The following is a 24,401-nucleotide window of genomic DNA, read 5'->3' as shown; positions in this document are numbered from 1 at the left end:
AATCGCGGGAGGAAATACAATGTCAATGGTTTCGAGAGTGGAAAACGAACGGGTGCTGGTACTGGAGCGCGTTTTCGACGCGCCGCGCGAGCTGGTGTTTAAAATGTTTAAGGAACCGGAGCATCTCAAGCATTGGTGGGGACCGAAAGGCTGGGAGCTTCCGGTATGCACCGTCGATTTCCGGGCGGGCGGCGTTTGGCACTACTGCATGAAGTGCGCCGATCGGAACCAGGGAGATTTTTACGGTATGGAATCTTGGGGTAAAGCCGTCTATAAGGAGATTGACGAGCCGGAAACGATCGTCTACACCGATTACTTCTCGGATGCGGAAGGGAATGTAGATGCGAGCTTGCCGACAACCGAGGTCACGCTGACATTCATCGATCTGGACGGCAAAACAAAACTGGTCAACCGTGCGGAATATGTTTCTGCAGAGGCCCTCAAAACCGTCATCGACATGGGCATGGAGCAGGGCATCACCGAAACGTGGGATCGTCTGGAAGAGCGCCTGAACGCATTCAAGTAAGGAATATGGGGCAGCCGCCTGGCTTTGAGAGCCGGCGGCTGTTTTTTTACCCCCTGGGATGCAAGTTGCAACAGTAACTTATTTTTCGGGTACGACCGCATTCATCGGATAAAACTCCGTATTCATGAGCTTTCCCTGAACAGCAGGATCGTTCCGGATGAAGCCGCGTACCTGATCCTCGCTCTCCGCCTTCACGATCCCGAGCCCGTAGGGTCCTTTGTCATCCATGACCGGCCCGAAAACCAGCACATGGCCATGATCCATAAGGTTTTTCCAATACGCGACGTGCGTGTTCATGATTTCTCTTTCGGCTTCGGTCATATCCCCGGGAAACGTAGGTCTAGCCGGCGGGTACTTTAACATAAAATACATGTTCAACGCTCCTTCGTCATTGAAATGAACGGCTGACTCAAGCTTTTGGTTCCCTTCGATATCGTTAAAATAACCACATTCTCCACGCTCCTCCGACCCATTACTTTGAGCTTAACAGAGGAGGGGCGTGTCGTATTGTATAAATGGGAACTGCCTATTCATTGAAAAAATCGTTTCCAGACGGTTGCTCCGGCGGATATACTCTCCCGGCGTAAAGCCGGTAAACCTTTTGAACTCCCTGATAAAATGAGACTGATCATGATATCCGTCCGGATACCGGGCCGCAGCCGGATTCAGGTTGAGGCTTTTGTAAATCCGGTCGAATCGGACAAGACAGACGTATTCCTTTGGGCTCAGGCCGACATAATCCGCAAATTTACCGGTCAGGTATCGGCGGGAACAGCCGATTTCTTCCGAAAGGCCGCTTACTCGGATCAATCCCCCGCTTGCAACGATACGGTTCACGGCATAGTCGGTGATGGGATCCGACTTGATGACAGTGCCCAGCCTTTGCAGCAAAAATAGCTGCAAGCAGCGTACTTTGCTGTCCAGGTCCTGCAATTCAGACAGTCGTTCCTGAAGCTCGCGCCCGGGTAAATGGAACACACTTTGTGCATCAAAGATGCCGTCGGTGAGACCGCTGAGAGCCGTATCGAAAAAACGGTACGCCCCCTGCGGCTTGAATTCGACGCACAGATTGCCATATTCCCGATCACTGTCGATGAGGGCGGGTTGTGCGGTCAGCCCGATGACGAAACACGAGGCTTCCCGATGCTCGCGATTGAAGCCGCCAATCGTACTCCGCATGTTGTTTTTATAGGGAATGACCAGCTTGATTTTACCGTTCGGAGCAATCATGTTGAAGTTATTTTTAAGAAGTCCGGTTCTCGTCTCCAGTGCAAAAATCGACGCGATGTAGGGCTGCAGCCGAGGATGTGGAGTGAACGCCCTGAACACCAGATTTTCCATCCTGTTCACCACTTTGGATTCTTTTGAACCAACGAAGAAAATATTGAACCTGCAGCGCGTAACGTTGGGTCGGCATTTCGTAACCGGTAACCAACAAGCGCCTGCTTATCTAAATTCTATTGGATGGATGATGCGATGTCTACACGGGATGACGAAGGAGAGATTCCATCGCGATCTGACTGAATGCCATCATACGAGTATTGTCAAAGTCAAGGCTGTCTCGCCGAAACGGGGGACCGTCCGGAAAAAATAGCCGCCTGGCTTGGCAGCCGGCGGCTTTACCTCCCTGTTAAGACCGGACCTCCAAACGTCCCCTGAACATCAGCTCCGAAGGTTCGATTTCATCCGTCTCCCCGTCAAGAATCCGTTTGACATCGTCCAGCGTCTCGTAAAGCGTCAGCCACTCGCCGGGTTTCTTCGTAAAAGGCTCGGCGACATAAAAGGGCTGGGCGAGGTACGCTTCAAGCCGTTCCCCCCGCTTGTAAAATTGCAGGTCCGGCTCCGGGATCCGTTCCATCCCTCGTGCGGCAACGAGCGGCCGCAGTTCACGGTATCGGCGCAGCAATTTCCGCGCCCGCTGCTGCGTCGTCAGATGGACGGCGTCCAAATGCGAGCCTTCCAGTACGGTCGATGTGGAGGCGACGGGATCGATCGCGGGATAAATGCTGCGGCTGATCAAATCGGAATCGAACCGCCAAAGGGTATCCAGAGGTCCGTATGCCCCCTGGTCGTCCGCAAGCTCATACTGGATGTCGACCAGCGCAATGGTGACCGGTCTGGCGCCGGCCTCCTGCAGGCTTTCGCGCAGCGCAAACAATTCGCCGGACAAAACCTTGCTCCGGTCCAGGCCAAGCAAAACATCCTTTTCCTCGCGAAGGCTGACAATCCGCTCATAAATTTCGTCCTTGGTCGAATGCGTAAACTCCGCCTCGGCTTGGACGTCGCCGATTCCCGGCGCATCGGCGCCAGGATGCCAAAAAACGGCAGCATATCCCCGTTTCTTCATCCGGAGCATCAGCTCGGACAGCAGCACCAGCTGCCCCATGTTCGCCCTGGCCACCAATCCCACCGTACCGCCTCGCACGACCGGCGCCAGCAAATCCAGCGCTTTAATTCCCGTTTCGATCATCCGTACATGACCTCCCCGAATAATAAGTTCATCCAGCGAGCAGCCAGCTAACGACGCAAGGGCCGCGAGCGTTCGCACTTCGGCCCGCCCGACCGGAATTTTGCCCGTACATAGGTTGGACACCGTCGCCGCCCGGAGTCCGGCTGCCCGCGCCGCGGAAGTTAGATTCGGCACGCGCCGGCGCAATAAAGGAACGTTAAGCTGTAAATCGTCATCCATATTTCAGCACCTCCTTGTTACTTTAAATAGTAATTTAAATTACTCTTAAAAGCAATACTTGATTTGCGGTGATGGGTGAACTATTTTGAATGGGCCCTTGAAAAGAAAACCGGTCTTGTTCCGTTATACTAAAACGTTATCGTGAGCTTGGCGCCGATTTCGGATATCCTTTTTCTTAAGAGCCAATCATGAGGGGAGAGGGAACGAAGGAATGCGTAAAAAAGACCCTCCGCAGATCGAAGTCGTTACCCAAATTGCGGCCGATTGCCTGAAATCGGCTACTTTCCGAATCGAGAGGGTGCTGAGCGGCGTATCGACGTATGTGTACCGGATTCATGCCGGCGGGGATACCTTCTATCTTCGGATTTTGCCGGAACCGGACAACAGCTTTGCCGCGGAGGTTCATGTCCATGCCTTACTCGGGCAAAATGACGTTCAAGTGCCGGAGGTCGTTTATTTCGAGCCTCATCATGAAGCTGTCGGGATGTCCGTCATGCTGGTCAAAGAGATTCCCGGTTCCCCCGTGGAAAGCTGTTCATCCCGCGGCGAATACGAGCGCGTCCTTGCTAAAGCCGGCAAACAGCTTGCGCGCATCAACCGGATCAAAGTCGACGGCTTCGGCTGGGTGCACCTGGACAAAGCGGCGTCCGGCCCGGCTTTGCGGGGCGAGAAACGAGCGTGGCAGGACTTTGTCTATGAATTTCTGGACGGCGATTTGGCGCGGTTATCGGACAATTTGCTCGCTAGCGGGGACGTGTCCCGGATCAAAAGCACCCTGAACGACGGAGCGGCATGCATGTCCAGGCATGAATTCCGCTTAAATCACGGCGATTTTGACGATTCGCATATTTTCTTCCGTGGCGGAACATTCTCGGGCATCATCGATTTCGGCGAAATCCAGGCGAACAGCCCTCTGTACGATCTGGGCCATTATCTCTTGCATGACGGTCGGCAGATGTTTAGCGGCTTTGATGCCTTGGCAAAAGGGTATGACGAAGTGAGCAGACTCACACATGACGACCTGCACGAAATCGAGCTTTGGGCCTTGTGGATCGGGATTCGGCGGCTGTCGATCGTGAGCGGCAGGCCCTGGAACGATTATCACGGCCATTTAACGAAATCGGTCAAGATGATCATGGATCGTCTGGCGAAAAGTTGATTGCGGCTTTCACGAATTGAAACGAAGCGGCTGTCTAAGACATTGTCTTAGTCCGCCGCTTTTTCCATCTATAGGAGAAGGTTAACTTTTCGCCGGTCTAAAGGGAAGAAACTGATTCCGCCGCCACAAGACGGCGTCACCCGGTTTCTTCTTAATTGATCTAGACAAATTGCCGCCCCTTCCGGTGCCGGACGATCTTCAAACCCGCGAATTTCCTGAGGGGTACGCCCTTTTTTCAATTGAATCTAGAATAATTGATCCGGACAAATTCACGGAAGCTTAACATGCCGTTTGCATTCGCCGAATCTTGATTTATTCCCGACTAACACGGGGCGCTTATGCTGGATACAGGTTGATCATCCTTCGTTGTGGCCGCGGCAAAGGAGTGCATGAAGTCATATGGCAAATCGATACTCGGCGATTTCAGCTGTTCTGATGAAGGAAATCGATCAAGGGCTCTTCCATGAGGGAGGGAGACTGCCGACGGAGAAGGAGCTGTGCGTCCGGTTCCAGGTCAGCCGGGAGACACGTACATTTGCGGTTTTATTATGCGCCGCTTCGCGCCTGCAATCCGGTCGAGACCGCGGAGGGCCGCTATTACCAGGTCGCCGCAAGCGTGCATTACGAGGTCGATCGTCCCCGCCAGATCCATCCATATGCCGACGAATGTCCTTACTGCGGCTGCACGGGAGAATACGCCGCCTACATGGGCGGCACGATCAGGGAAAAGAACGAGAAGGTTCACGATCCGCTTGGCGTGGAGCTCATTCTCTACGTCACCATCCGCGGCGAACGGATCGTTGCTTTTGACAGATTGAACCGTCTGGCCGACCGGTACGACGTCCGCATACAAGAGATTGCGCCAGGCCCGGAGCGGAACGATATGACGACGGGCAAAATCGGCGTGGTTTATCTCAATCATCGATCATAGGAAAGGGCAGCGATAAATGGCCCGGGGACATGTTCCCCGGGCCATTCAGGGTTCGGCTTCAGTTGGATCCGACGGCAACGCGAACGTGCGAACCAATTTCGCCGGCACACGTTTGGCAAATTAATTTGCCTCTATAATACGCCGTTTGGTCCGCATTGCCGCAAAATACGCAAGCCGGCTCGTATTTTTTCAGCAGGACACGCTCCCGGTCCACGTAAATTTCAAGCGCGTCCCCTTCCGCGATACCGAGCGAGCGGCGAAGCTCAATCGGAAGCACGATCCGGCCAAGCTCGTCCACCTTTCGAACGATTCCGGTCGCTTTCATTCTTTTCACCTCCGTTTCGTTCTGTCGTCCATGAACCACCCTTTCTTAGTAATTCCACACCCTAAATTGAATTCCTTTATTTGACTTTTTAGTGACAATTTTTCCGGAGCCCGATAAGAATATACGCCAATCCCGCGGCCGGGCCATAGGCTCCTCAACAAGGAGCCCTGCGAGCCGCCTTCGCCACTAAAACCGTACACGCTCCTGGAGAAAAGCGTTCAGCTCCGCAGCCGGCATGCGAACCTGCGACATCGTATCGCGGTCGCGCACCGTAACCTGGCCGTCCGTCTCGGACTCGAAGTCGTAGGTGATGCAGAACGGCGTACCGATTTCGTCCTGCCGGCGGTATCGTTTGCCGATCGAGCCCGTATCGTCGTAATCGACCATAAAATCGGCGGCCAGCCCGGCAAATACGCGCTGCGCGCCTTCCGCCAGCTTCTTCGAGAGCGGGAACACCGCTGCCTTGTACGGCGCAAGCGCCGGATGAAGCCGGAGCACGGTGCGGCTGTCTTCGCCGTCCAGCTGCTCCTCCTCGTACGCGTCGATCAGAAAAGCGAGCGTGACGCGGTCCGCTCCGAGCGAAGGCTCGATGCAGTACGGAATATACCGCTCGTTTGTTTCCGGGTCGAAATAGTGGAAATCTTCGCCGGAGTGCGCCATATGCTGCTTCAGGTCGTAGTCGGTCCGGTCGGCGATGCCCCACAGCTCGCCCCAGCCGAACGGGAAGCGGTATTCGATATCGGTCGTCGCGCTGCTGTAGTGCGACAGCTCGTCTTCCGAATGATCGCGCAGACGAATCTGCTCCTCGCGAATGCCGAGCGACAAGAGCCAGCTGCGGCAGAAGCCCCGCCAATAAGCAAACCACTCGAGATCCTCCCCCGGCCTGCAAAAGAATTCGAGCTCCATCTGCTCAAACTCGCGCGTCCGGAACGTAAAGTTGCCCGGTGTAATCTCATTGCGGAAGCTTTTGCCGATTTGGCCGATGCCGAAGGGCGTTTTCCTGCGCATGGCCCGCTGCACGTTTTTGAAATTCACGAAGATGCCCTGTGCCGTCTCCGGCCGCAAATAAATTTGACTGGCGCTCGACTCGGTAACGCCCTGGAACGTTTTAAACATGAGGTTGAACTGGCGGATATCCGTAAAATCCCGGCTTCCGCAATCCGGACATGCGATTTGGTGCTCGTTCATAAGCGCCGCCATCTGATCGAAGGAGAGTCCGTCGACGACAAGCTCGATGCCTTTTGCGTCCAGCGCGTTTTCGATGATTTTGTCGGCCCGATGGCGCGCCTTGCACGTCTTGCAGTCGATCATCGGATCGTTGAAATTGCCGACATGGCCCGAAGCCGCCCACGCCTGCGGATTCATCAAAATCGCCGCATCGAGCCCGACGTTGTGCGGGGACTCCTGAATGAATTTTTTCCACCACGCGCGCTTGATGTTGTTTTTGAGCTCGACGCCGAGCGGGCCGTAATCCCAGGTGTTCGCCAGTCCGCCGTAAATGTCCGAGCCGGGAAAAATAAAGCCGCGGTGCTTGGCCAGCGCCACGATGTGCTCCATCGTATTGTTTGTGCGGGTTGTCATCGTAACATCTCCTTCTCTGAAGATTATGACTTCTTTGCGAATAGAAAAAAGCTCCCGCCCCGGCATCGAGCATCGATGCCCAGGGACGAGAGCTTAGGCGCACCCGCGGTTCCACCCCGGTTGGCCCTCCTTGTGCGGACGGCCCCCCTTTTTTACATGCCGGTTCGGCTCCGGACTGCCGTTTCCCTGAAGCTCCTTTCCGGGCTTGCACCTTCCCCGGATCGCTGGGCAGGAGGATATTCAGGTATTATTGGTCCATCGCGGCCGATTTACGAAAACTTACCCTGATCGTACCGGAATACGGCCTGTAAATCAAGGCGAATCCATTATCGCCGGAGCGTCCGGTTCCGAAGCGGTTCGCGAGTCCGGAGGAGCACCGGAGCCGGGCGGTTCCTCGACCGGAACGTCCGGCTCCGAAGCGGTACGCGACTCCTGGGCAGAACCGGCGTCGGCCGGTTCCTCGATCGGAACGTCCGTTACCGAAGCGATACGCGATTCCGGAGCAGAACCGGCGTCGGGCAGTTCCTCGAGCAGCGGAAGAACCCCTTGATACATGCGCTGCGCACGCCGATAGGCGCGGTTCATCCGTACCTTTTGCCCGGCCGGGCCGCGATCGGACGCCAGAAGCGCCGGCCGGAGCGGCACGACTTGACATGGGTGCCGGCCGCCGTCTTTCTCGATGCTCACCCAGGTCGGCACGTAGTCGAAGCCCGCAAGCCGAACGGAGCCGTCGGACGTTTTGCGCAGCTTAACGCGCGCGATCATACCGGTCAAGGCGTCATCCAGGCCGTGCAGCCGCGTCGATATGAAGTTGCCCAGCGAATAAATCGCCAGTCTTCGCCTCGTTCGGCCGTTCACATCCTTGACCGTGCGGCATACCGCCGGCTGAAGGACGTGCGGATGCGCGCCGAGCACGACATCGGCTCCCTGGCGGAACAGGTACGAGACCAGCTCCTTTTGCTGAAGGGAAGGCCGCCGGTGGTATTCTTTTCCGGTATGCATGCAGACGATAATGAAGTCCGATTTCGCGCGCATTCGTTTCAAATCGTTCGCGATCCGAGAGCGGGCGAGCTTGTTCACGCCGGCCGCCTGATCTTTCGGCACCGGAATCCCGTTCGTATCTCTCGTATACGATAAAATGCCGATCCGTACGCCCTCAACGTCCCGAATGCAGAGCGACTTGGATTCTTCGCCGGACCGGTAGGTCCCGGTATGGGCAAGCCCGCACCGGTCGAGCACGTCCAGCGTCCGTTTGAGGCCGCGAATGCCGTAATCCATACAATGGTTGTTTGCCGTCGCGAGCACGTCGAAGCCGGCCGCCTTCAATGCGGTGGCGAAACCATCCGGACTTTTGAAAACCGGGTTGCCGTTTTGGCGTTTCGATTTCGTATAACTGACATCCGTTCCGCCCGCGAGGGTTGTCTCCAGATTGCCGATGGTCAAATCCGCTTCCTGCAAATAGCGGGAGACCGGCTCGAACAGGTGCCCGAAGTCGTACGGTACCTTATCCTGACCGGCTGAGCCGCTGCGTTTGCCGCCGGCGTGCAGCAATCGAACCAGCATCGGCTTCATGATGAGATCGCCGACCGCAGCAACGATAATCTCCTTCGACATGCCATCTTCCTTTCGCCGTAGGGGCCAAAATCCGTTACGACACTATATTCCCGCCCGGCCGGCTTTGTTCCGTAAAAGACCCCATATGGAATTTTCGCTTCTCGTGATAAGATAGACAGATGAATTCCCCTTATCTGCGGCCAGCGGGCGGCTTTAGGGGATACAACGAGGATCTGGAGGAACGGAAACATGCGTATTGGAGCAATCGAAGCAGGCGGCACGAAATTTATTTGCGGCATCGGAAACGAACAGGGGGTCATTCAGGACCGGGTCAGCTTTCCAACCGAGCGTCCGGAACGCACCCTGGCGAACGTGATCGCGTATTTCAAGGACAAGCAGGTCGAGGCAATCGGCATCGGATCGTTCGGCCCGCTCAATATTGACCCCGAGAGCCCCTACTACGGGTATATCACCTCGACGCCGAAGCCGGGCTGGGGGAATTATCCTTTACTGAATACGCTGAAAAATGAATTCGACGTTCCGTACGGCTGGGATACCGACGTCAACGCGGCCGCATACGGCGAAGCGATTTGGGGAGCCGCGCGGGGACTGGACAGCTGCGTGTATTATACGGTCGGAACCGGCATCGGCGTCGGCGTCTATTCGGAAGGGAAGCTGATTCACGGCCTCGTTCATCCGGAAGGCGGGCACGTGCTCACAAGACGCCACCCGCAGGATGAATTCGCGGGGCATTGCCCGTACCACCGGGATTGCCTCGAAGGCATGGCGGCCGGACCGGCGATCGAAGCGCGGTGGGGCAGGAAAGGCAGCGAGCTTCCCGCCGATCATCCGGCCTGGGAAATCGAGGCGTTTTATATCGGACAGGCGGTAAGCAGCGTCATTTTGATGCTGTCGCCGAAAAAAGTGATTTTGGGCGGCGGCGTCATGCATCAGGAGCAGCTATTCCCGCTGATCCGCAAGGAAGTCCTGCATAACCTGAACGGCTATGTGCAATCGGATCAGCTTTTGGCCCAAATCGATGCCTACATCGTTCCACCGGGGCTGGGCGACAATGCGGGGCTGGCCGGTGCGCTGGCGCTCGGATTGAAGGCTGTCGAACAGGCGTAATGGACACGAAGAACGCTCATGAGGGTTTTGGCGGCGGTTCCAGCTTCATCCGCCGGATTTGAAACCCGATGACAAGAATACGTATGAGGGCCGGCTTGCATGACAGCCGGCTTTTTCTTTTGCTGCCGTTCGGCTGCCGCAATCCTATCATTTCGATCCGCTCGCGATAGGTTCAGTAGCGTCCGACCTATCATTCTATTCGCTTGCGATAGAATTAATAGCGTCTGACCTATCATTCTAGCCGCTCTTAATAGATTCAACAGCGTCCGGAATGGTCCCCCGCCGTTTGCTTTAAGGCCGTGGCTCTCAATTTTTTCCGATAAATGGACACATTTGGAACGTTCGCGCGTATTACTAGAGACGGCTTCCTGCGCTGCGCCCGATGCGCTGCTGCAGAGAAGCTGAGCAAATCTTTCAGGAGGTACGGAATGGGAAAAAGAAGATTGTGGCTGCCGGCGGCGGCATTGGGACTGATGATCACGCTGCTTGCGCCGGCCGGGGCGATGGCCGCCGGCCAGAGCGATACGTCCGCCTATGCGGAAACGCAGAAGGAGGCGGCGGACAAAGCCGCGCTGCTCACGGGGACGACTTACAATATAACCAGCGTTCAATATGCGCTGATCGATCATGGACGCATTGTCGTATCCGGTCAGACCGGCCGAAACGACGAGAAAGGCAAAAAACCGCTGACCGCGGATACGATGTACGGCATCGGGTCCACGAGCAAAATGTTCACGACGGCCGCCGTCATGAAGCTCGTCGACGAGGGGAAAATCGATCTGGATACGCCCGTCGTTCACTATATTCCCGATTTTACGATGAAAGACGAACGCTACAAACAGATCACGCCGCGCATGCTGCTGAATCATTCATCCGGTCTTTACGGTTCAACGCTTGGCAACGCCTTTTTGTTCGAAGACAATGATACATACGCACACGATACGTTTCTCGAGCATTTGGCAAGCCAAAAGCTCAAGGCCGATCCGGGGGCGTATTCGGTTTATTCCAACGACGGGTTTACGCTTGCCGAAATATTGGTCGAGCGCGTCAGCGGCATGGATTTTACGTCCTTCATCCATCAATATATTACGCAGCCGCTCGGCATGTCCGATACGATAACGCCGCTGGACAAGGTCAATACTGCCCCAATGGCGGGACTTTATTACCCGTCGTTCAAGGGGCAGCTTCCGAACGAAACGGTCAACTCCATCGGAGCGGGAGGCATCTATTCCACGGCGGAAGATCTGGTCCGTTTCTCGCAAATGTTCACGGGTCAAACCGAAGGCCTGCTTTCCGATTTATCGGTGCAGGCGATGGAGCAGGCCGAATATAAACGGGGCATGTGGCCGCCGGATGCGGACAATATCGTAGGCTACGGGCTCGGCTGGGACAGCGTCGACCTGTTCCCTTTCGGCGAATACGGCATTCAGGCCCTGGCGAAGGGCGGGGATACGATTCTGTATCACGCCTCGCTCGTCGTGCTGCCCGGGGAAAACATGGCGGCGGCCGTCCTCTCCTCCGGCGGCTCGAGCACGACGGACCAAATGCTCGCAGCGGATATTCTGCTCCATGCGCTGAAGGAGAAGGGCGAGATCGCGGCATTCAAGCCCGATAAGTCGTTCGGCCAGCCCGTCAAGGCGCCCATGCCGGAGGAGCTGGAAAGCCAGGCGGGGATGTACGGCGCGACGAATCAATTGATCAAGGCGGAAATCAGCACGGACAGCGAGCTGTCGATCACTTCGCCGCAAGCGCCGGCCTCACCGGCGCAGACATTCGTTTATACGGCGGACGGCACGTTCATGAGCGCGGACGGCAGCACGAAGGCGAGCTTCGTCAAGGAGAAGAACGGCCAGACGTACTTATGGGTCCGGCAGTATGCTTCGCTGCCGGGACTCGGCCAGATTGCCGTGTCCCAATATTCCGCCGAAAAGCTTGAGCCCAACGACATCACGCCGGATACGGCTGCCGCATGGGCGGCACGCAGCGGCAAGCAGTATTTGCTGATCAGCGAGAAATATTCGTCGGAAGTGTATATGGCGCTGCCTGCCGTGAAAGTGAATTTGTTCCCGGACGCGCCCGGTTATATGCTGGACCAAAAAATAACGGGGCCGAATTCGTCGGATGGCGAGCTGCAAATTCCGGTCATGGCCGGCAGGGACAATCAGGCGTTTACGTTCTTCACGCAGGACGGCGCCGAATATTTGCAAGCCGCCGACAGCCTGTATGTGCGGGAGGATGCCTTGAAGCCGATTTACGCCGGGAAGAAGTCGGCACTCACGATTCCGTCCAGCGGCTACTCCAGATGGCTGACGGTACCCGAGCAGGCGGCCGGCAAGACGATGGATGTGAAAATGCCCAAGCACGCCTCGTTCGCCGTCTACGACGATAAAGGCGCCTGCGTCTATTACAGCATCATCGGCGGCGGCCATCAAGTTACGCTGCCCGCCAACGGGAAGCTGATGTTCGCGGGCGACGCCGGCGTGAAAATGGAAATCACGATTAAATAACAAAACGCGGAGCTCCGTCAGGCAATGGCCTTAAGCCCGCCGCTGAAAACAAGAGAAAGCGTTGGCCCCGGGGTCAACGCTTTTTCGTTTTGGATCGGAGCCTTCCGGACCTTCCGACTATCTAGCGGATTGTGCATTTGACCATCTTCCCCGCCCTTGATAAGATCCAGATAGAAGGTTTTTGACAGACAACGAAACAAACGTTAAACGTTCAAGTATACGGACTGGGGTGACGAGAATGGAGTATTCGTTTGACAACCGCGTGGACATGACCGGAACCGGATCCGCAAAATGGGAGATGGCCGATCAAGTTTTCGAAGCCGAGGGCTTGCTGCCGATGTGGGTGGCGGATATGGATTTCCGCGGGCCGGATCCGGTGATCCGGGCGCTGAAAGAACGGGCCGAGAACGGCGTGTTTGGCTACACGTTCCGGCCGGGATATATGGCGGAAGCGGTCGCGGGCTGGCTGAAGCGCAGGCATCGCTGGACCGTGCCCGAGAACTGGATCACCTTCTCGCCCGGCGTCGTCGCCGCGCTGCGCACATGCGTCGCCTGCTATACCGCTCCGGGCGACGGCGTCATCGTTCAGCCGCCGGTGTATCCCCCGTTTTTTTCGGTCGTGAAGGAAGCCGGGCGGGAGCTGGTGCTGAACCCGCTCCAGGAAGCGGACGGCCGCTACCGGATGGATTTCGACGATTTACGCCTGAAGGCACGCGACAGCGGGGCGAAAATGCTCATTCTGTGCAGCCCGCACAACCCGATCGGCAGGGTGTGGACCCGCGAGGAGCTCGAAACGCTCGCCTCCATCTGCACCGAATACGACATCACGGTCGTGTCCGACGAGATTCACGCCGATCTGGTGTTTCAGTCTCATGTCCATACGCCTTTCGCGGCGCTTTCTCCCGAACTGGAAGCCCGGACAATCGTGTGCATGGCGCCGAGCAAAACGTTCAATATGGCCGGCCTGCACTCGTCCTTCATCATCATTCCGGACGAAGCGAAACGCGACAAGTTCGACACGCACCTGAAAGAAGCGCACCTGACGATGATGAACCCGTTTTCGCTGACGGCGGCCAATGCGGCCTACCGTTACGGCGACGAGTGGCTGGACAGCGTCCTGGCTTACATCGAAGCAAACATCGATTACTTCAGCGTGGAGATGGCGGCGAGACTGCCCGAGCTGCGTTTTGCGAAGCCGGAGGGCACCTATATGGTCTGGCTCGACTGCCGCCCGCTCGGCATGACGCCGGACGAACTGAAAAGCTTCATGCTGCGCGAGGCGAAAATCGCCATCAACGACGGCTCCTCGTTCGGGGAAGAAGGAGCCGGCTTTATCCGGGTCAATCTCGCCGCTCCCCGCAGCGTCGTGGAAGAAGGAATTTCACGCCTGGAAGCGGCCGTCAAAGCGAGAAAAGCGGGTTCGGGGCAATAAGCCGCGTTCTCTCTTGGCAGATCAAACATAGCCGCTAGTCCCAAGCCGGCAGCGTACCCGAGGAGACGGTATGGATGTTTTCCAGCAGCCACGTTCTATCGTTCTCGCGTTCGACGCGCTGCGCAGCCTGCAGGGCAAGCGCGAGATATTCATCGCGGCGGGCGGCGTCTCCTTGGATTTCGCAGGCCCGGGCCAGCGCTTCATAAGCGAAGCCGGTATCAAAATCGTTCAGCTGGTGGCGCAAACAAAGCGACAACGATTTTTCGGCATGAAACATCGCGGGCTCGGCTCTTCCGGTGAGCGCATACACCCGTGAAATCAGCCATTCGCCTCTCGCGAAATGCAGCGGCGTTCCGGCCATTCCCCAATGAAATCGGGAGGCATGGGCGGCGTGAACCATCGTTTCGTCATCGGCTTCGCTCCGGTTCGGTTTTTCAATGAAGTCCCACGTCGCATTAAACAAATCGGCCGCCAATTTCTTGTGAACCTCGGCGTCCACATGGAGCTTTAATTCGGTCATCGGTATCCTCCGCTGGGGTTATGGGATAAACGGCATCGCGTGCCGATTCAAATCCATGTAAACAAGCCGGGCGGCGATTGTCAAGCGTTTCGTCCCCGGCGATGGCTTCGGAATCGCAATACGGATGAGGAAGCATTTTGGAAAGGAGAGATCCAATGGCGGAAAATCGCTGGACAGAAACGGACGTCGATCTTCCGGCAGGGCTGTCCCGGCCGGCAAGACGGGCGCTCGAAGGAGCGGGCTATATACGGCTGGAGCAGCTCGCGAAGGCGCGCGAAGCGGATGTTCTGAAGCTGCACGGCATGGGGCCGAAAGCGATGGAGCTGCTGCGGCAGGCGCTGGCGGACAAGGGGCTTTCGTTTGCGGAAGCCGAAAAAGGTTGAGAAAATGAAGAACGGACGGATTTCGAAAATCGCATGATGGGGAAAAACCGCCGTCATCGTCGGCGCGGAAAGCGGCCCTTGCCGCAAACCGGTCTTCTCCGCCAGCGCAAAAATGGAGGAATTCATCTTGCTCGCTTCACTGGAGCACGTCCAAATCCCGGTACGCCAAATGGACCGGGCGATCGCATGGTATACGGAGCAGCTCGGCTTTCAATTGAAGAGCCGGGACGGCAATCGCATCGCTTTTCTTCATTTGCCGGAAGGGCCGCATCTGATGCTGTGGCAGACCGAAGACGAATCGGCGGCCGCGAACTTTAAAGTGAACGGCACGGATTTTCCCGTGCTGTTATTCCGGACAAGCCGGATTCACGAGCTTTATGAACGGCTCGCCGGCATCGGAGCCCGCATCCAGCAGTATCAGGACGACGGGTTCGCCTGGGTGCTGAAATTTTACGATCCCGAAGGGAATCTGTGGGGCGTGCTGCAGTTCAGCTCCCCTTCCGGCGAGTGAAGCCGGGCAAACCGTTGCGGAAAAAACGAAGCCTGTGGAAGTAGAAAATAGGGGGAGTTTGGGCGGATGACGATGATGAACGTGCTGGATCATGGCTATGTGCGGCTGGTGGACCATTTGGGCTCCGATCTGACCGTAGTGAATGCCGCCCGCGTCTCGTATGCGAAAGAATCGTTCGAGCTTTCCGAAGGCGACATAAGGCTCATTAAATTTCTTGCCCGGGAAGGGCATACAAGCCCGTTCAGACACGCAATCGCGCAGTTTGAAGTCTACGCGCCGCTCATGGTGGCCCGGCAGTGGTGGAAATACGTTGTCGGCTCGGCTCATTATGAAGGCACTGGAGACAGCCTGGACGCCTGGAACGAATCCAGCCGCCGGTACATTACGGAAGAACCGGTATTCTACACCCCGCAGGCGGACGAATGAAGATCGAGGCCCGAGAACTCCAAGCAGGGCAGCGGCGAGGCCGTCTCGTGGGAGCTCGGCGAGAAGCATACGCGGGAACTGATGGCGTACGTCGAACAAGGCCTGAGAAAATATGAAGCGGCGCTAGCCGACGGCATCTGCGCCGAGCAGGCCCGCTTGTTCCTGCCCGCCTACGGGATGTACGTCCGCTGGTATTGGACGGCCTCCCTGCAATCGGTCGCGCACTTCCTGGCGCAGCGGCTGGAGCATGACGCGCAGAAAGAAATTCAGCTTTATGCCAAGGCGATTCTGGAGCTGATCCGGCCGATGTTCCCGGTGTCGCTGGAGATGCTGACGGCAAAGAAAATCTGAAATCGTCATCTGCGCCCGATGAAGTGGAGGAAAGCGATGAAAACGAACGTTTACATGGTCCGGCATGCCGATTCGCCGTTCGTCTTCGGCGAAGAACGCACGAGAGGACTTTCGCAGGAAGGCTTCGCCGCGGCGAAACGGGCCGCCGAATTTTTCACAGATGTCGAGATCCATTACATTGCGTCGAGCCCCTACGCCAGGGCGAAACAAACGGTCCAAACCATCGCCGAGCAAAAAGCGCTGCCGATCGACGAGTTCGAAGCGCTCGCCGAACGTGCGATCAAAGGACTGGATTATAAAGCGCCATGGGAGGAGCTGCTAGCAGCCATCCGACGGTCTTTCGAGGACAAAGACTTTGCGCTGGCAGGCGGCGAATCGACACGACAGGCGCAGGAGCGGGCGGTCCCGGTCCTAGAGAAGCTGCTGCAGGAGCGGCGGGGCCAAAATATCGTCATCGGCACGCACGGCAATATCATGACGATCATGATGAACCATTACGATGATTCGTATGGGTATGCGTTTTGGGATGCAACGACGAAGGCGGACATCTATAAACTGGTCTTTGACGGGAACCGGCTGGAGCAGGTGGAGCGGATCTGGAGCTAGATATTGCTTCCAGGCTCCGGCCGGATGCGGGAAGCGGCGTTACCTGCCTTTCAGCCGCTCCCGCAATGCTAAGGCGATGCATTCGCCCATTTCTTTGGTGCCCAGCAGCTTGCGGGGGTCGTCCAGCTCCGTGTATAAATCGGCCGTACGATAGCCGGATTCCAGCGTTCCCTTGACCGCGTCTTCAATGGCGGCGGCTTCGGCTTCCAATCGAAACGTATGCCGCAGCATCAAAGCGACGCATCGAATGGCGCCGATTGGATTAGCGGCATTACGCCCTGCGATGGCCGGTGCGGACCCATGGATCGGCTCATACAGCCCGAAGCCGGAATCGCCGAGACTTGCGGACGGAACCAGCCCGATCGAGCCCGGCAGCACGGCAGCTTCATCCGACAAAATATCGCCGAACAGATTGCTCGTCAGTATAACATCGAACTGTTTCGGGTTTAAGATCAGCTGCATGGCTGCGCTATCGGCATGGAGGTAATCGAGTTCGATGCCCGGGAAGGCCGCCGCCGTTTCCGCCGCGATTTCCCGCCACAGCACGCTGCTTTTCAGCACGTTCGACTTCGCGACCAGCGTGACCTTTCGTCTTCGTTTCCCGGCCCATTCGAACGCTTTGACGGCAATGCTTCGGATTTCCGATTCGGTATACGCCTCCACATCGGCATATTCCCTTTCACCCTGCACGATTCGCTCTTTCTTTTCGCCAAAATACATACCGGATATCAGCTCGCGGACGATGACGAAATTGACATCTCGAATCCGCTGTTCTTTAATGGGAGACAGATGCAAGAGCGGCTCGTCGATTTTCGTTTCCCTGAAATTGGCATAAAGATGAAAATGCTTGCGCAGCGGAAGAATGGCTTCACGCTCGATGCCCGACCATTTCGGATGGTTCAGCTCCTCCGGCGGACCGCCGAACGGGCCTTTCAGCAGAGCGTCGCATTTCTCGGCGCGTGCCAGCGTGTGTGCCGGAAGATGCTCGCCGTATTTGTCGTATGCTTCGCCGCCGGCTTCCAGCGGAACAAGGTCGAACCGAAGCTGACGGTGCGCTTCGATCACGCTCAGGATGTTCAACGCTTCCTGCATCACTTCGGGGCCGATGTAATCGCCTTTCAACACGCCGATCTTTGTCATAGGGGCCTCCTGGAAATTGATTTTTAGATGATTCTAATCCAGATCCTGTTATTAGTGAAATATATATATGAAATAGACAAAATAGTTTTTTCCTATAAGAGGAGGAGCCGCATGAAAGAAGGTTGGGAACGCATATTGCCGCCGGTCCACTATGATGTGCTGCAGATCAGCGAGATTGTTCGCCCGGCTTTTCCCCATCGCAAGATCGCGGCAGCCGAACGGATCGGGATTGGGCTCAGCAACGTGAATTATAAAATCACACTCGACGGAAGCGATGTGCCTTATGTCGTCCGGTTGTACAGGATGGGAACGGAAACCGCGGAAAAAGAGCTGGCGATTGCGCGGCTGATCCGGGAAACGGTGCCGGTCGCCGACTTCCTCTATGCCGACACGAGCTGCAGCTCGTTTCCCAAGCCGTGGGCGGTGCTGGAATGGAAGGAAGGCGTGCTGCTGCGCGATGTCATGCAGAACAGCAGCCCGGAGGATATCGCGTCGGCCGCGGCGTCTGCGGGAAGCGTGCTGGCGGACATTCACCGTCACCCTTTTGCCGAATCCGGGTTTTTCGACCGGCATTTTCACGTAACCGAGCGCATCGAAATGAGCGGCGAACGGTTCCTCTCCTTCATCGAAAACAGCCTCTCCCATGAACCTTGCGGCGAGTGGCTGGGCGGGGAGCTGTCGCGGGAGGTCCGGTCCTTTGCCCAAAAATACGCCCCGTTATTATCGGAAAGCGGGGAAACGCCGGTTCTCGTCCATTCGGACTATAACGGCCTGAATATTTTGGTGCGGCAGGGTTCGGCGGGCTGGGAGGTTTCGGCCGTGCTCGACTGGGAGGATTCGTTTGCCTTTAGCCGGAACGCGGACATCGCCAACCTGCTGCGATATGAAGAGGACGGTTCGCGATTCGAAAAGCATGCGGTCGCGGCTTACCTGGCGCAGGGCGGGAAGCTGGAGGGAAACTGGAAGCTTCTGTCCAAGCTCGAGGATCTCGTTGCCCTATGCGATATGCTGAGCAGTTCCACGTCGAACACGCCGAACCGGGTGCGGGACCTGCAGCGGCTTATCGCGCGCACGGTGCGGTCGTATTAGAACATGAACGTGCGTTCATGATATAGTGGAACGAGAACGTTACGGAACGGGGACCGAAGACGATGGACAAACGTGCAGGCAAAAATCGCGCCGGCCAGGCGCTGCCGGGGACGAAAGGAAGCCGAGGTGAGGCGGGCCGCGCGGGCGAAAGTACCCGGCGTGAGCGGGGCTTTGCGGGCATGGCGGAGACGAAAGGAAGCCGAGGCGAGGCGGGCCGCGCAGGCGGAAGCGCCCGGCGTGAGCGGGGCTTCGCGGGCATGGCGGAGACGAAGGGAAGCCAAGGTGAGGCGGGCCGCGCGGATAAAAGCACCCGGCGTGGGCGGGGCTTCGCTGGCAAGCCGGCGGACGCTGCCGCGGTGCGGATTCACGGCGCTCAGCGAGCATCGGCCGACGACGTGCGGGTAGGCGACCGGATCGTCGTCACGATCAAGAGAATCGGCATTAACGGCGAGGGCGTCGGCTATTTCCGCCGCAAAGCGGTGTTCGTGCCGGGGGCGCTCCCGGGCGAAGTCGTCAAAGCGCGCGTCACGGCGGCGGAGAAGAACCGGCTCGTCGCGGAGCTGACGGAGATTGAGAAGCGCTCACCGGAGCGAATCGAGCCTGCGTGCCCGGTCTATGAGGCATGCGGCGGCTGCCAGCTGCAGCATCTCTCGTATGCCGGGCAGCTGGCGGCCAAGGAAGAGCTGGTGCGCGAGGCGTTCTCGCGCTATGCGGGCATCGAGGGGGCGGCGCTGCCGCTCCGCCCCATGCTGGGGATGGACGAGCCTTGGGGCTATCGCAACAAGGCTCAGCTGCAGGCAGGCCGAGGCCCAGGCGGGCGGCCTGCGCTTGGATTGTACGAGCCGGGCAGCCATCGGCTCGTTGACATTGCGGGGTGCGCGGTCCAGCACCCCGCCTTGAACGCGGCGGCCGCCGCCGTGCTCCGCTGTGCGGAGCAGTGCGGCGTGCCGCTTGGCGAGCGCGGACGCGGGCTGCGCACCGTCGTGCTGCGCGTCGCGCCTGCGGCAGGCGAGCTGCAGCTGACGCTCGTCGCCGCGGAAGAGCGGTTCGAAGGCCGCGATCGCCTCGTCGCGGCCATCCGGCGGGACATTCCCGCGATCACGTCGATTTCCGTGAACGTGAACAAGGACAGGACGCCGCTCGTATTCGGCGAGCGGACCGTCCTGCTCTGGGGCAAACCGGCGCTGGAGACGGAGCTCGGCGAGCTGCGGTTCGCCCTGTCGCCTCGGGCATTCTTCCAGCTGAATCCGGCCCAAACGACCAAGCTGTACGACGCGGTACGGGAAGCGGCGGCGCTGACCGGCTCGGAAACCGTGGTCGACGCGTATTGCGGCACGGGCACGATTGCGCTTTGGCTGGCTCCGTTCGCCCGCGAAGTGCGGGGCATCGAAACGATCCGCGAGGCGGTGGACGATGCGGAGCGCAACGCCGCCCTGAATGGGCGGACCAACGCCCGCTTCTATGCCGGGAAAGCGGAGGAGCTGCTCCCCCGCTGGACGGAGCGCGGGTTCCGCCCCGACGTCATCGTTGTCGACCCGCCGCGTACCGGCTGCGACCCGCGCCTTTTGCAGACGATCGTCGACACGAAGCCGAAGCGTTTCGTCTACGTCTCCTGCAATCCGTCAACGCTTGCCAAGGACTGCCGTTTCCTGTTCGAATCAGGCTTCAATTTGGAGTGGATCCAGCCGGTCGACATGTTCCCTCACACGGCGCATGTGGAGTGCGTAATAGGAATACAACGAATCGATACGTAGAAATCCTTTGTTTTCAACTCTTTGCGCGATTTATGACGTTCACGGTGTTCAGTAAGCTATCCCGATCCGGTCTATCTGGCCGGATCGGGATTTTTTTGTCGGTAACAAGTTTTCGAACTCGTATCGCTTCGAGGACTGTGAGATGTTGATCTTGCAAGAAATTATTCGTCCGACTTTTTGGTAGAATTTTTTTGTGCATAATACATTTCTAACATGTCCCATAACTGCTCGGCAACATTCTGCGGAGACAGGGGCATCTTGTTTTTGATCCACCATTCCACGACGCCAACGTATGCTGATAACATAAATTGAACGGCAACCTCTTTGTTGCCTTCCTCGTAATTCCCGCTTACTTTCAGTCGTTCAATTATTCCGTTTTTGACTAATTGAATCAATTGCTCCTGAAAACAAGAGGTACCTTTGTTGGTAAGGATCGTGAAATAAAAAGAAAAGTGTGCTTCAAAATAAAGAAACATCGGCAGAAGGGAAAGATCAAGATTGAATTTTTCCTCTGGAAGTTTTGATAGAATGCAAAATTCCAACATATTGCCCAAATGTTCTTTAATCGCTTTGTCGAGCAAATCAAATTTGTCCGAATAATGAAGATAAACTGTACCCCTGTGAATATCGGCTCTATTCGAGATATCGTTAATCGTAATCGTATCGAAGTCTTTCTCGGACATCAATTCAATCAGAGCTTGATAAATGGCTTCCTTCGTCTTGATGGTTCTTCTGTCTACTTTCGACATGGTGTTATGACCTCCCCTCGGCTTATGTTTCTGATCAAATTTGAACGATGTGTCAATTACATGACACAAATCACTTTTTTGAACATTGAGATACAGTATGGACTCTTTATAATGTAAATCAATACATTTGAGTTAATCAACAGATGTCGTCTAATCATGTTGAAAATATAAAAATGTAGAGCTCTAAAAAATTACGGAAGAGAGGCGGAATGATCATGAAAATTGAAGTTTGGTCGGATATCATGTGCCCGTTGTGTTATATCGGTAAAACGAATTTAGATAAAGCTCTAGAACAATTCGGTCAAAAGGATCAAGTAGAAGTCATCTACAGACCGTTCCAGCTATTCCCTGATGCTCCCAGCAAAACTGGAAAAAATTATTATGATTGGACAGCCGAGATTCATGGTGGCGGAATGTCCCCTGACTTTGTAAGAGAAGGTAATAAAGCGGTGATCCAGATGGGCAAAAGTGTTGGCCTCACCTATAATCTTGACACATTGATTCCATCCAATACGACAGATGCTCTACGCGTGGAGATTTTTGCGCAGGAACAGGGCAAAGCAGCGGCATGGATGGCTTCCATTTATAAGGCTTACTTTACTGATGCATTGGATATCAGCGATCATGAGACATTAGCTATGTTAGCTGGCGAGAGCGGTCTTGACGCCAGTGAAGTTCTTGCCATGCTATCAACTGATCGATACAAGGATACGGTCAAGAAGGAACGCCAAAACGGATCCAGAAAGGGAATTGCCGGAACACCGTTCTATATTTTCAATGATAAGTATGCCGTCTCTGGGGTAAGAAGCAGTGATGCATTCCTCGATGTAATTGAACAAGTCTGGAGAGAGGAACATCCTCTGCAGATGATTGACAATGGGGCAAACGGAAATTTCGAGGGCGGTATCTGTGGGGAAAACGGCGTGTGCAACATATAAATTGATCCGCGTTCTTAGAGGCGACCCAAAATGAATTGAGTTTCGAAGCCCTTAATGGCTGACAGTCTGATTTGTATAATTTGCAAACATCATTTTTTTCTCAGGGCAACTTTACTAGCAGGGGAGTAAATCTAAAATGAAAACAAACTATGAACCGATCTTTGAACCTTTGACCTTTCGTTCAGGCGTACAACTCAGAAATCGGGTGCTTATGGCACCGATGACCAATTCCTCCTCTCATGAGGATGGAACCGTGTCAGAGCAAGAACTGGCTTATTATCAAGAGCGGGCAGGGGGCGTCGGTGCAGTTATTACAGCTTGTGCACATGTTACGCCGGAAGGTAAGGCTTATGTAAACGAACTCGGTGCGGATAGTGATGCTTGTATTCCTGGGTTGGCCAAACTTTCGCGCACGATTCAAGATCAAGGATCGAAGGCAATTTTACAAATTTTCCATGCTGGGAGAATGACATCGCAAGATTTAATTGGCGGGCAGCAGCCGATTAGCGCCAGCGCAATAGCAGCAGCACGTCAGGGCTCGGTTGTCCCGAGGGAAATGACAGAAGAAGAAATCCATGACATCATTAATGCTTTCGGCGAAGCAACTCGTAGAGCCATTGAAGCAGGCTTTAACGGTGTCGAAATTCACGGCGCAAATACGTACTTGATTCAACAATTCTTTTCCCCTCATTCTAACCGCAGATCCGATCGGTGGGGAGGCACGATTGAAAAAAGAATGGCGTTTCCACTTGCCGTCATCAACAATGTGAAACATGTTGTCGCTGCCCATGCCAAAGAGCCGTTCGTCGTCGGGTATCGAGTATCTCCTGAAGAAATAGAAAATCCGGGCATTACAATGGAAGACACGCTGCATTTGGTGGACGCTTTGGCCGAACAGGAGCTCGATTACATTCATGTGTCGGTAAGAGGCTTTTGGGATGGATCAATTCGCGATAAGGAGGATACCCAATCACGCATCCTTCGCATTCAAGAAAGGGCAGCTAATCGAGTCGCCATAATTGGAGTGGGAGGGCTTTCTTCGCCAGAAGATGTTGCCAAGGCTCTGGACACCGGAGTATCTTTAGTGGCTTTGGCGCATGCTATCATTATGGAGCCCAAGTGGGTCGAGAAGGTTCAAAGTAATCGGGATGCCCATATCCGAACGACCTTGCCGAAATCGGCTCAAAAAGAACTGGTCATACCGGATCCCATGTGGAATTTGCTTTTAAGTGTGCCTGGCTGGTTTCCGGTTGTGTAAGCACGTTACCCAGGCTCATCGTAACGATTTTAAGAAGGAGTAGTAGCCGTTCTTGATGCGGCTTCGAGCATAAATAAGGCCCGCAGACAGAATGGTATCTGCGGGCTTCCTTATAGAAGTAGTAAACTGCGGTTTATCAAGGATTATAGATCTTATATCTGCCCACCCTTAGACATTGTTGCTGCTTGCAAAAAAATCGCGTGTTTTTTGGCGATCCTTAGGTGTTAATACGCGATTAAGCTCATCATTTAGCCAACTCAAGGACTTGTTGCGTAACGTATTCCGCATGTTTTCTTCAGCCTCAAGCATCGATAATTTAATAATGCAGGGAGTGGCTTTTGCACATGCCTCAAAATCCTCATCTTGGCAAAGATAACTGTTATTTTTAATGTTTTTACATTGAAAAATGGGGGTCGCACCTTCAACAGCTTCTACGACATCCCAAAATGAGATCTCCGCAGGAGGTTTTGCTAATTTATATCCACCTTTTACCCCCGGAATGGAGCTAACGATACCCGCTTTAGTTAACTTACCGAACATCTTCGATAGGTAGGTTTCCGAAATTCCTTGAAAAGCGGATAGTTCCTTAATACCAATGGTCGTATCGGGAGGAATATCTATCAAATAAACTAAGCAATGTAGTGAATACTCAACTCCAATACTATACTGCATAGAAACACCTGCTTTCATAAAGCAAACTTGATACTAAACATCTTAGGTGGCTTAATAACTCTTTGTCAAACAAAGGTTTGAAAAATTTTTTGCGAAAGAGCCATCTGTTTACTGATTGACAATCCAGCTATAAAATTATATTGTCGATATATATAATCGTCGATTTTATATA

At 55.3% G+C, this 24,401-nt stretch carries 23 protein-coding genes and 1 pseudogene; 14 read left to right on the top strand and 10 right to left on the bottom strand.

The features are described from left to right. Positions 1-19: 19 nt before the first annotated feature. On the top strand, positions 20-526 hold the full coding sequence (locus PD282_RS22415) for an SRPBCC domain-containing protein (RefSeq protein WP_274653324.1): 507 nt from the start codon (positions 20-22) through the stop codon (positions 524-526). A gap of 78 nt (positions 527-604) precedes the next feature. Here the strand turns inward: PD282_RS22415 and PD282_RS22410 are convergent, their stop codons facing one another. The 3 genes from PD282_RS22410 to PD282_RS22400 all read right to left on the bottom strand — a co-directional run bounded on the left by PD282_RS22410 (position 605) and on the right by PD282_RS22400 (position 3,215). Beyond that, complete coding sequence (locus PD282_RS22410) at positions 605-898, bottom strand: YciI family protein (RefSeq protein WP_274653323.1); 294 nt, start codon at positions 896-898, stop codon at positions 605-607. A gap of 111 nt (positions 899-1,009) precedes the next feature. Further along, the gene (locus PD282_RS22405) at positions 1,010-1,867 is read right to left on the bottom strand and encodes a helix-turn-helix transcriptional regulator (RefSeq protein WP_274653322.1); all 858 of its coding nucleotides are present in this window, start codon (positions 1,865-1,867) and stop codon (positions 1,010-1,012) included. 289 nt (positions 1,868-2,156) lie between these two features. Continuing rightward, positions 2,157-3,215, bottom strand: a complete 1,059-nt coding sequence (locus PD282_RS22400; RefSeq protein WP_274653321.1) for an ATP synthase beta subunit C-terminal domain-containing protein — start codon at positions 3,213-3,215, stop codon at positions 2,157-2,159. A 211-nt stretch (positions 3,216-3,426) separates the two neighbouring features. Here PD282_RS22400 and PD282_RS22395 point away from each other — a divergent pair, with 211 nt between their 5' ends. Together PD282_RS22395 and PD282_RS22390 are read left to right on the top strand one after the other, a co-directional pair. Continuing rightward, complete coding sequence (locus PD282_RS22395; RefSeq protein ID WP_274653320.1) at positions 3,427-4,374, top strand: phosphotransferase family protein; 948 nt, start codon at positions 3,427-3,429, stop codon at positions 4,372-4,374. A gap of 535 nt (positions 4,375-4,909) precedes the next feature. Continuing rightward, positions 4,910-5,305 carry a hypothetical protein gene (locus PD282_RS22390; protein WP_274653319.1) on the top strand — a complete coding sequence of 132 codons (396 nt, stop codon included), beginning with the start codon at positions 4,910-4,912 and terminating at the stop codon, positions 5,303-5,305. Positions 5,306-5,363: 58 nt separating this feature from the next. Here PD282_RS22390 and PD282_RS22385 read toward each other — a convergent pair whose 3' ends face one another. The 3 genes from PD282_RS22385 to PD282_RS22375 all read right to left on the bottom strand — a co-directional run bounded on the left by PD282_RS22385 (position 5,364) and on the right by PD282_RS22375 (position 8,825). Beyond that, positions 5,364-5,630, bottom strand: a complete 267-nt coding sequence (locus PD282_RS22385; RefSeq protein WP_274653318.1) for an AbrB/MazE/SpoVT family DNA-binding domain-containing protein — start codon at positions 5,628-5,630, stop codon at positions 5,364-5,366. Between the two features lie 186 nt (positions 5,631-5,816). Then, positions 5,817-7,211: a glycine--tRNA ligase gene (locus PD282_RS22380; RefSeq protein ID WP_274653317.1), complete on the bottom strand. Its 1,395-nt coding sequence runs from the start codon at positions 7,209-7,211 to the stop codon at positions 5,817-5,819. 312 nt (positions 7,212-7,523) lie between these two features. After that, the gene (locus PD282_RS22375) at positions 7,524-8,825 is read right to left on the bottom strand and encodes a CapA family protein (RefSeq protein ID WP_274653316.1); all 1,302 of its coding nucleotides are present in this window, start codon (positions 8,823-8,825) and stop codon (positions 7,524-7,526) included. Positions 8,826-9,014: 189 nt separating this feature from the next. Between PD282_RS22375 and PD282_RS22370 the strand changes: the two genes are divergently transcribed. From PD282_RS22370 to PD282_RS22360, 3 genes are all read left to right on the top strand, one after another. After that, positions 9,015-9,893, top strand: a complete 879-nt coding sequence (locus tag PD282_RS22370; protein ID WP_274653315.1) for an ROK family protein — start codon at positions 9,015-9,017, stop codon at positions 9,891-9,893. Between the two features lie 428 nt (positions 9,894-10,321). Further along, on the top strand, positions 10,322-12,400 hold the full coding sequence (locus PD282_RS22365; protein WP_274653314.1) for a serine hydrolase domain-containing protein: 2,079 nt from the start codon (positions 10,322-10,324) through the stop codon (positions 12,398-12,400). A 238-nt stretch (positions 12,401-12,638) separates the two neighbouring features. Beyond that, entirely contained in the window at positions 12,639-13,832 is a 1,194-nt protein-coding gene (locus tag PD282_RS22360) for a MalY/PatB family protein (protein WP_274653313.1), read from the top strand. 34 nt (positions 13,833-13,866) lie between these two features. On the opposite strand, the gene PD282_RS22355 is transcribed toward PD282_RS22360, so the two are convergent. Then, positions 13,867-14,352 (bottom strand): hypothetical protein, encoded by a 486-nt coding sequence (locus tag PD282_RS22355; protein ID WP_274653312.1) that lies wholly within the window; start codon positions 14,350-14,352, stop codon positions 13,867-13,869. Between the two features lie 155 nt (positions 14,353-14,507). On the opposite strand from PD282_RS22355, the gene PD282_RS22350 reads away from it, so the two are divergent. From PD282_RS22350 to PD282_RS22335, 4 genes and pseudogenes are all read left to right on the top strand, one after another. Continuing rightward, positions 14,508-14,735, top strand: coding sequence for a helix-hairpin-helix domain-containing protein (locus tag PD282_RS22350; RefSeq protein ID WP_274653311.1), 228 nt, complete (start codon positions 14,508-14,510; stop codon positions 14,733-14,735). Positions 14,736-14,862: 127 nt separating this feature from the next. Continuing rightward, the gene (locus PD282_RS22345; protein ID WP_274653310.1) at positions 14,863-15,246 is read left to right on the top strand and encodes a VOC family protein; all 384 of its coding nucleotides are present in this window, start codon (positions 14,863-14,865) and stop codon (positions 15,244-15,246) included. A 66-nt stretch (positions 15,247-15,312) separates the two neighbouring features. Continuing rightward, a pseudogene (thyX, locus tag PD282_RS22340) lies at positions 15,313-16,023 on the top strand (FAD-dependent thymidylate synthase). A 36-nt stretch (positions 16,024-16,059) separates the two neighbouring features. Then, complete coding sequence (locus tag PD282_RS22335) at positions 16,060-16,629, top strand: histidine phosphatase family protein (RefSeq protein ID WP_274653309.1); 570 nt, start codon at positions 16,060-16,062, stop codon at positions 16,627-16,629. A gap of 39 nt (positions 16,630-16,668) precedes the next feature. Here the strand turns inward: PD282_RS22335 and leuB are convergent, their stop codons facing one another. Beyond that, positions 16,669-17,769 carry a 3-isopropylmalate dehydrogenase gene (leuB, locus tag PD282_RS22330; protein ID WP_274653308.1) on the bottom strand — a complete coding sequence of 367 codons (1,101 nt, stop codon included), beginning with the start codon at positions 17,767-17,769 and terminating at the stop codon, positions 16,669-16,671. A 111-nt stretch (positions 17,770-17,880) separates the two neighbouring features. On the opposite strand from leuB, the gene PD282_RS22325 reads away from it, so the two are divergent. Both PD282_RS22325 and rlmD read left to right on the top strand, forming a co-directional pair. Then, on the top strand, positions 17,881-18,858 hold the full coding sequence (locus tag PD282_RS22325) for a phosphotransferase family protein (protein ID WP_274653307.1): 978 nt from the start codon (positions 17,881-17,883) through the stop codon (positions 18,856-18,858). A gap of 62 nt (positions 18,859-18,920) precedes the next feature. Next, positions 18,921-20,612 carry a 23S rRNA (uracil(1939)-C(5))-methyltransferase RlmD gene (gene rlmD, locus PD282_RS22320; protein WP_274653306.1) on the top strand — a complete coding sequence of 564 codons (1,692 nt, stop codon included), beginning with the start codon at positions 18,921-18,923 and terminating at the stop codon, positions 20,610-20,612. A 161-nt stretch (positions 20,613-20,773) separates the two neighbouring features. Here rlmD and PD282_RS22315 read toward each other — a convergent pair whose 3' ends face one another. After that, positions 20,774-21,361 (bottom strand): TetR/AcrR family transcriptional regulator, encoded by a 588-nt coding sequence (locus PD282_RS22315; RefSeq protein WP_274653305.1) that lies wholly within the window; start codon positions 21,359-21,361, stop codon positions 20,774-20,776. A gap of 215 nt (positions 21,362-21,576) precedes the next feature. Here PD282_RS22315 and PD282_RS22310 point away from each other — a divergent pair, with 215 nt between their 5' ends. Together PD282_RS22310 and PD282_RS22305 are read left to right on the top strand one after the other, a co-directional pair. Then, positions 21,577-22,299: a DsbA family oxidoreductase gene (locus PD282_RS22310; RefSeq protein WP_274653304.1), complete on the top strand. Its 723-nt coding sequence runs from the start codon at positions 21,577-21,579 to the stop codon at positions 22,297-22,299. 136 nt (positions 22,300-22,435) lie between these two features. Further along, positions 22,436-23,557: an NADH-dependent flavin oxidoreductase gene (locus PD282_RS22305; protein ID WP_274653303.1), complete on the top strand. Its 1,122-nt coding sequence runs from the start codon at positions 22,436-22,438 to the stop codon at positions 23,555-23,557. 168 nt (positions 23,558-23,725) lie between these two features. On the opposite strand, the gene PD282_RS22300 is transcribed toward PD282_RS22305, so the two are convergent. Then, complete coding sequence (locus PD282_RS22300) at positions 23,726-24,229, bottom strand: Rrf2 family transcriptional regulator (RefSeq protein ID WP_274653302.1); 504 nt, start codon at positions 24,227-24,229, stop codon at positions 23,726-23,728. Positions 24,230-24,401 lie beyond the last annotated feature (172 nt).

The sequence above is a fragment of the Paenibacillus humicola genome (assembly GCF_028826105.1).
Classification (GTDB): Bacteria; Bacillota; Bacilli; order Paenibacillales; family Paenibacillaceae; genus Paenibacillus_Z; species Paenibacillus_Z humicola.
Note: the sequence above shows the minus strand (reverse complement) of the source record. Positions and strands in the feature narration are given on the sequence as shown.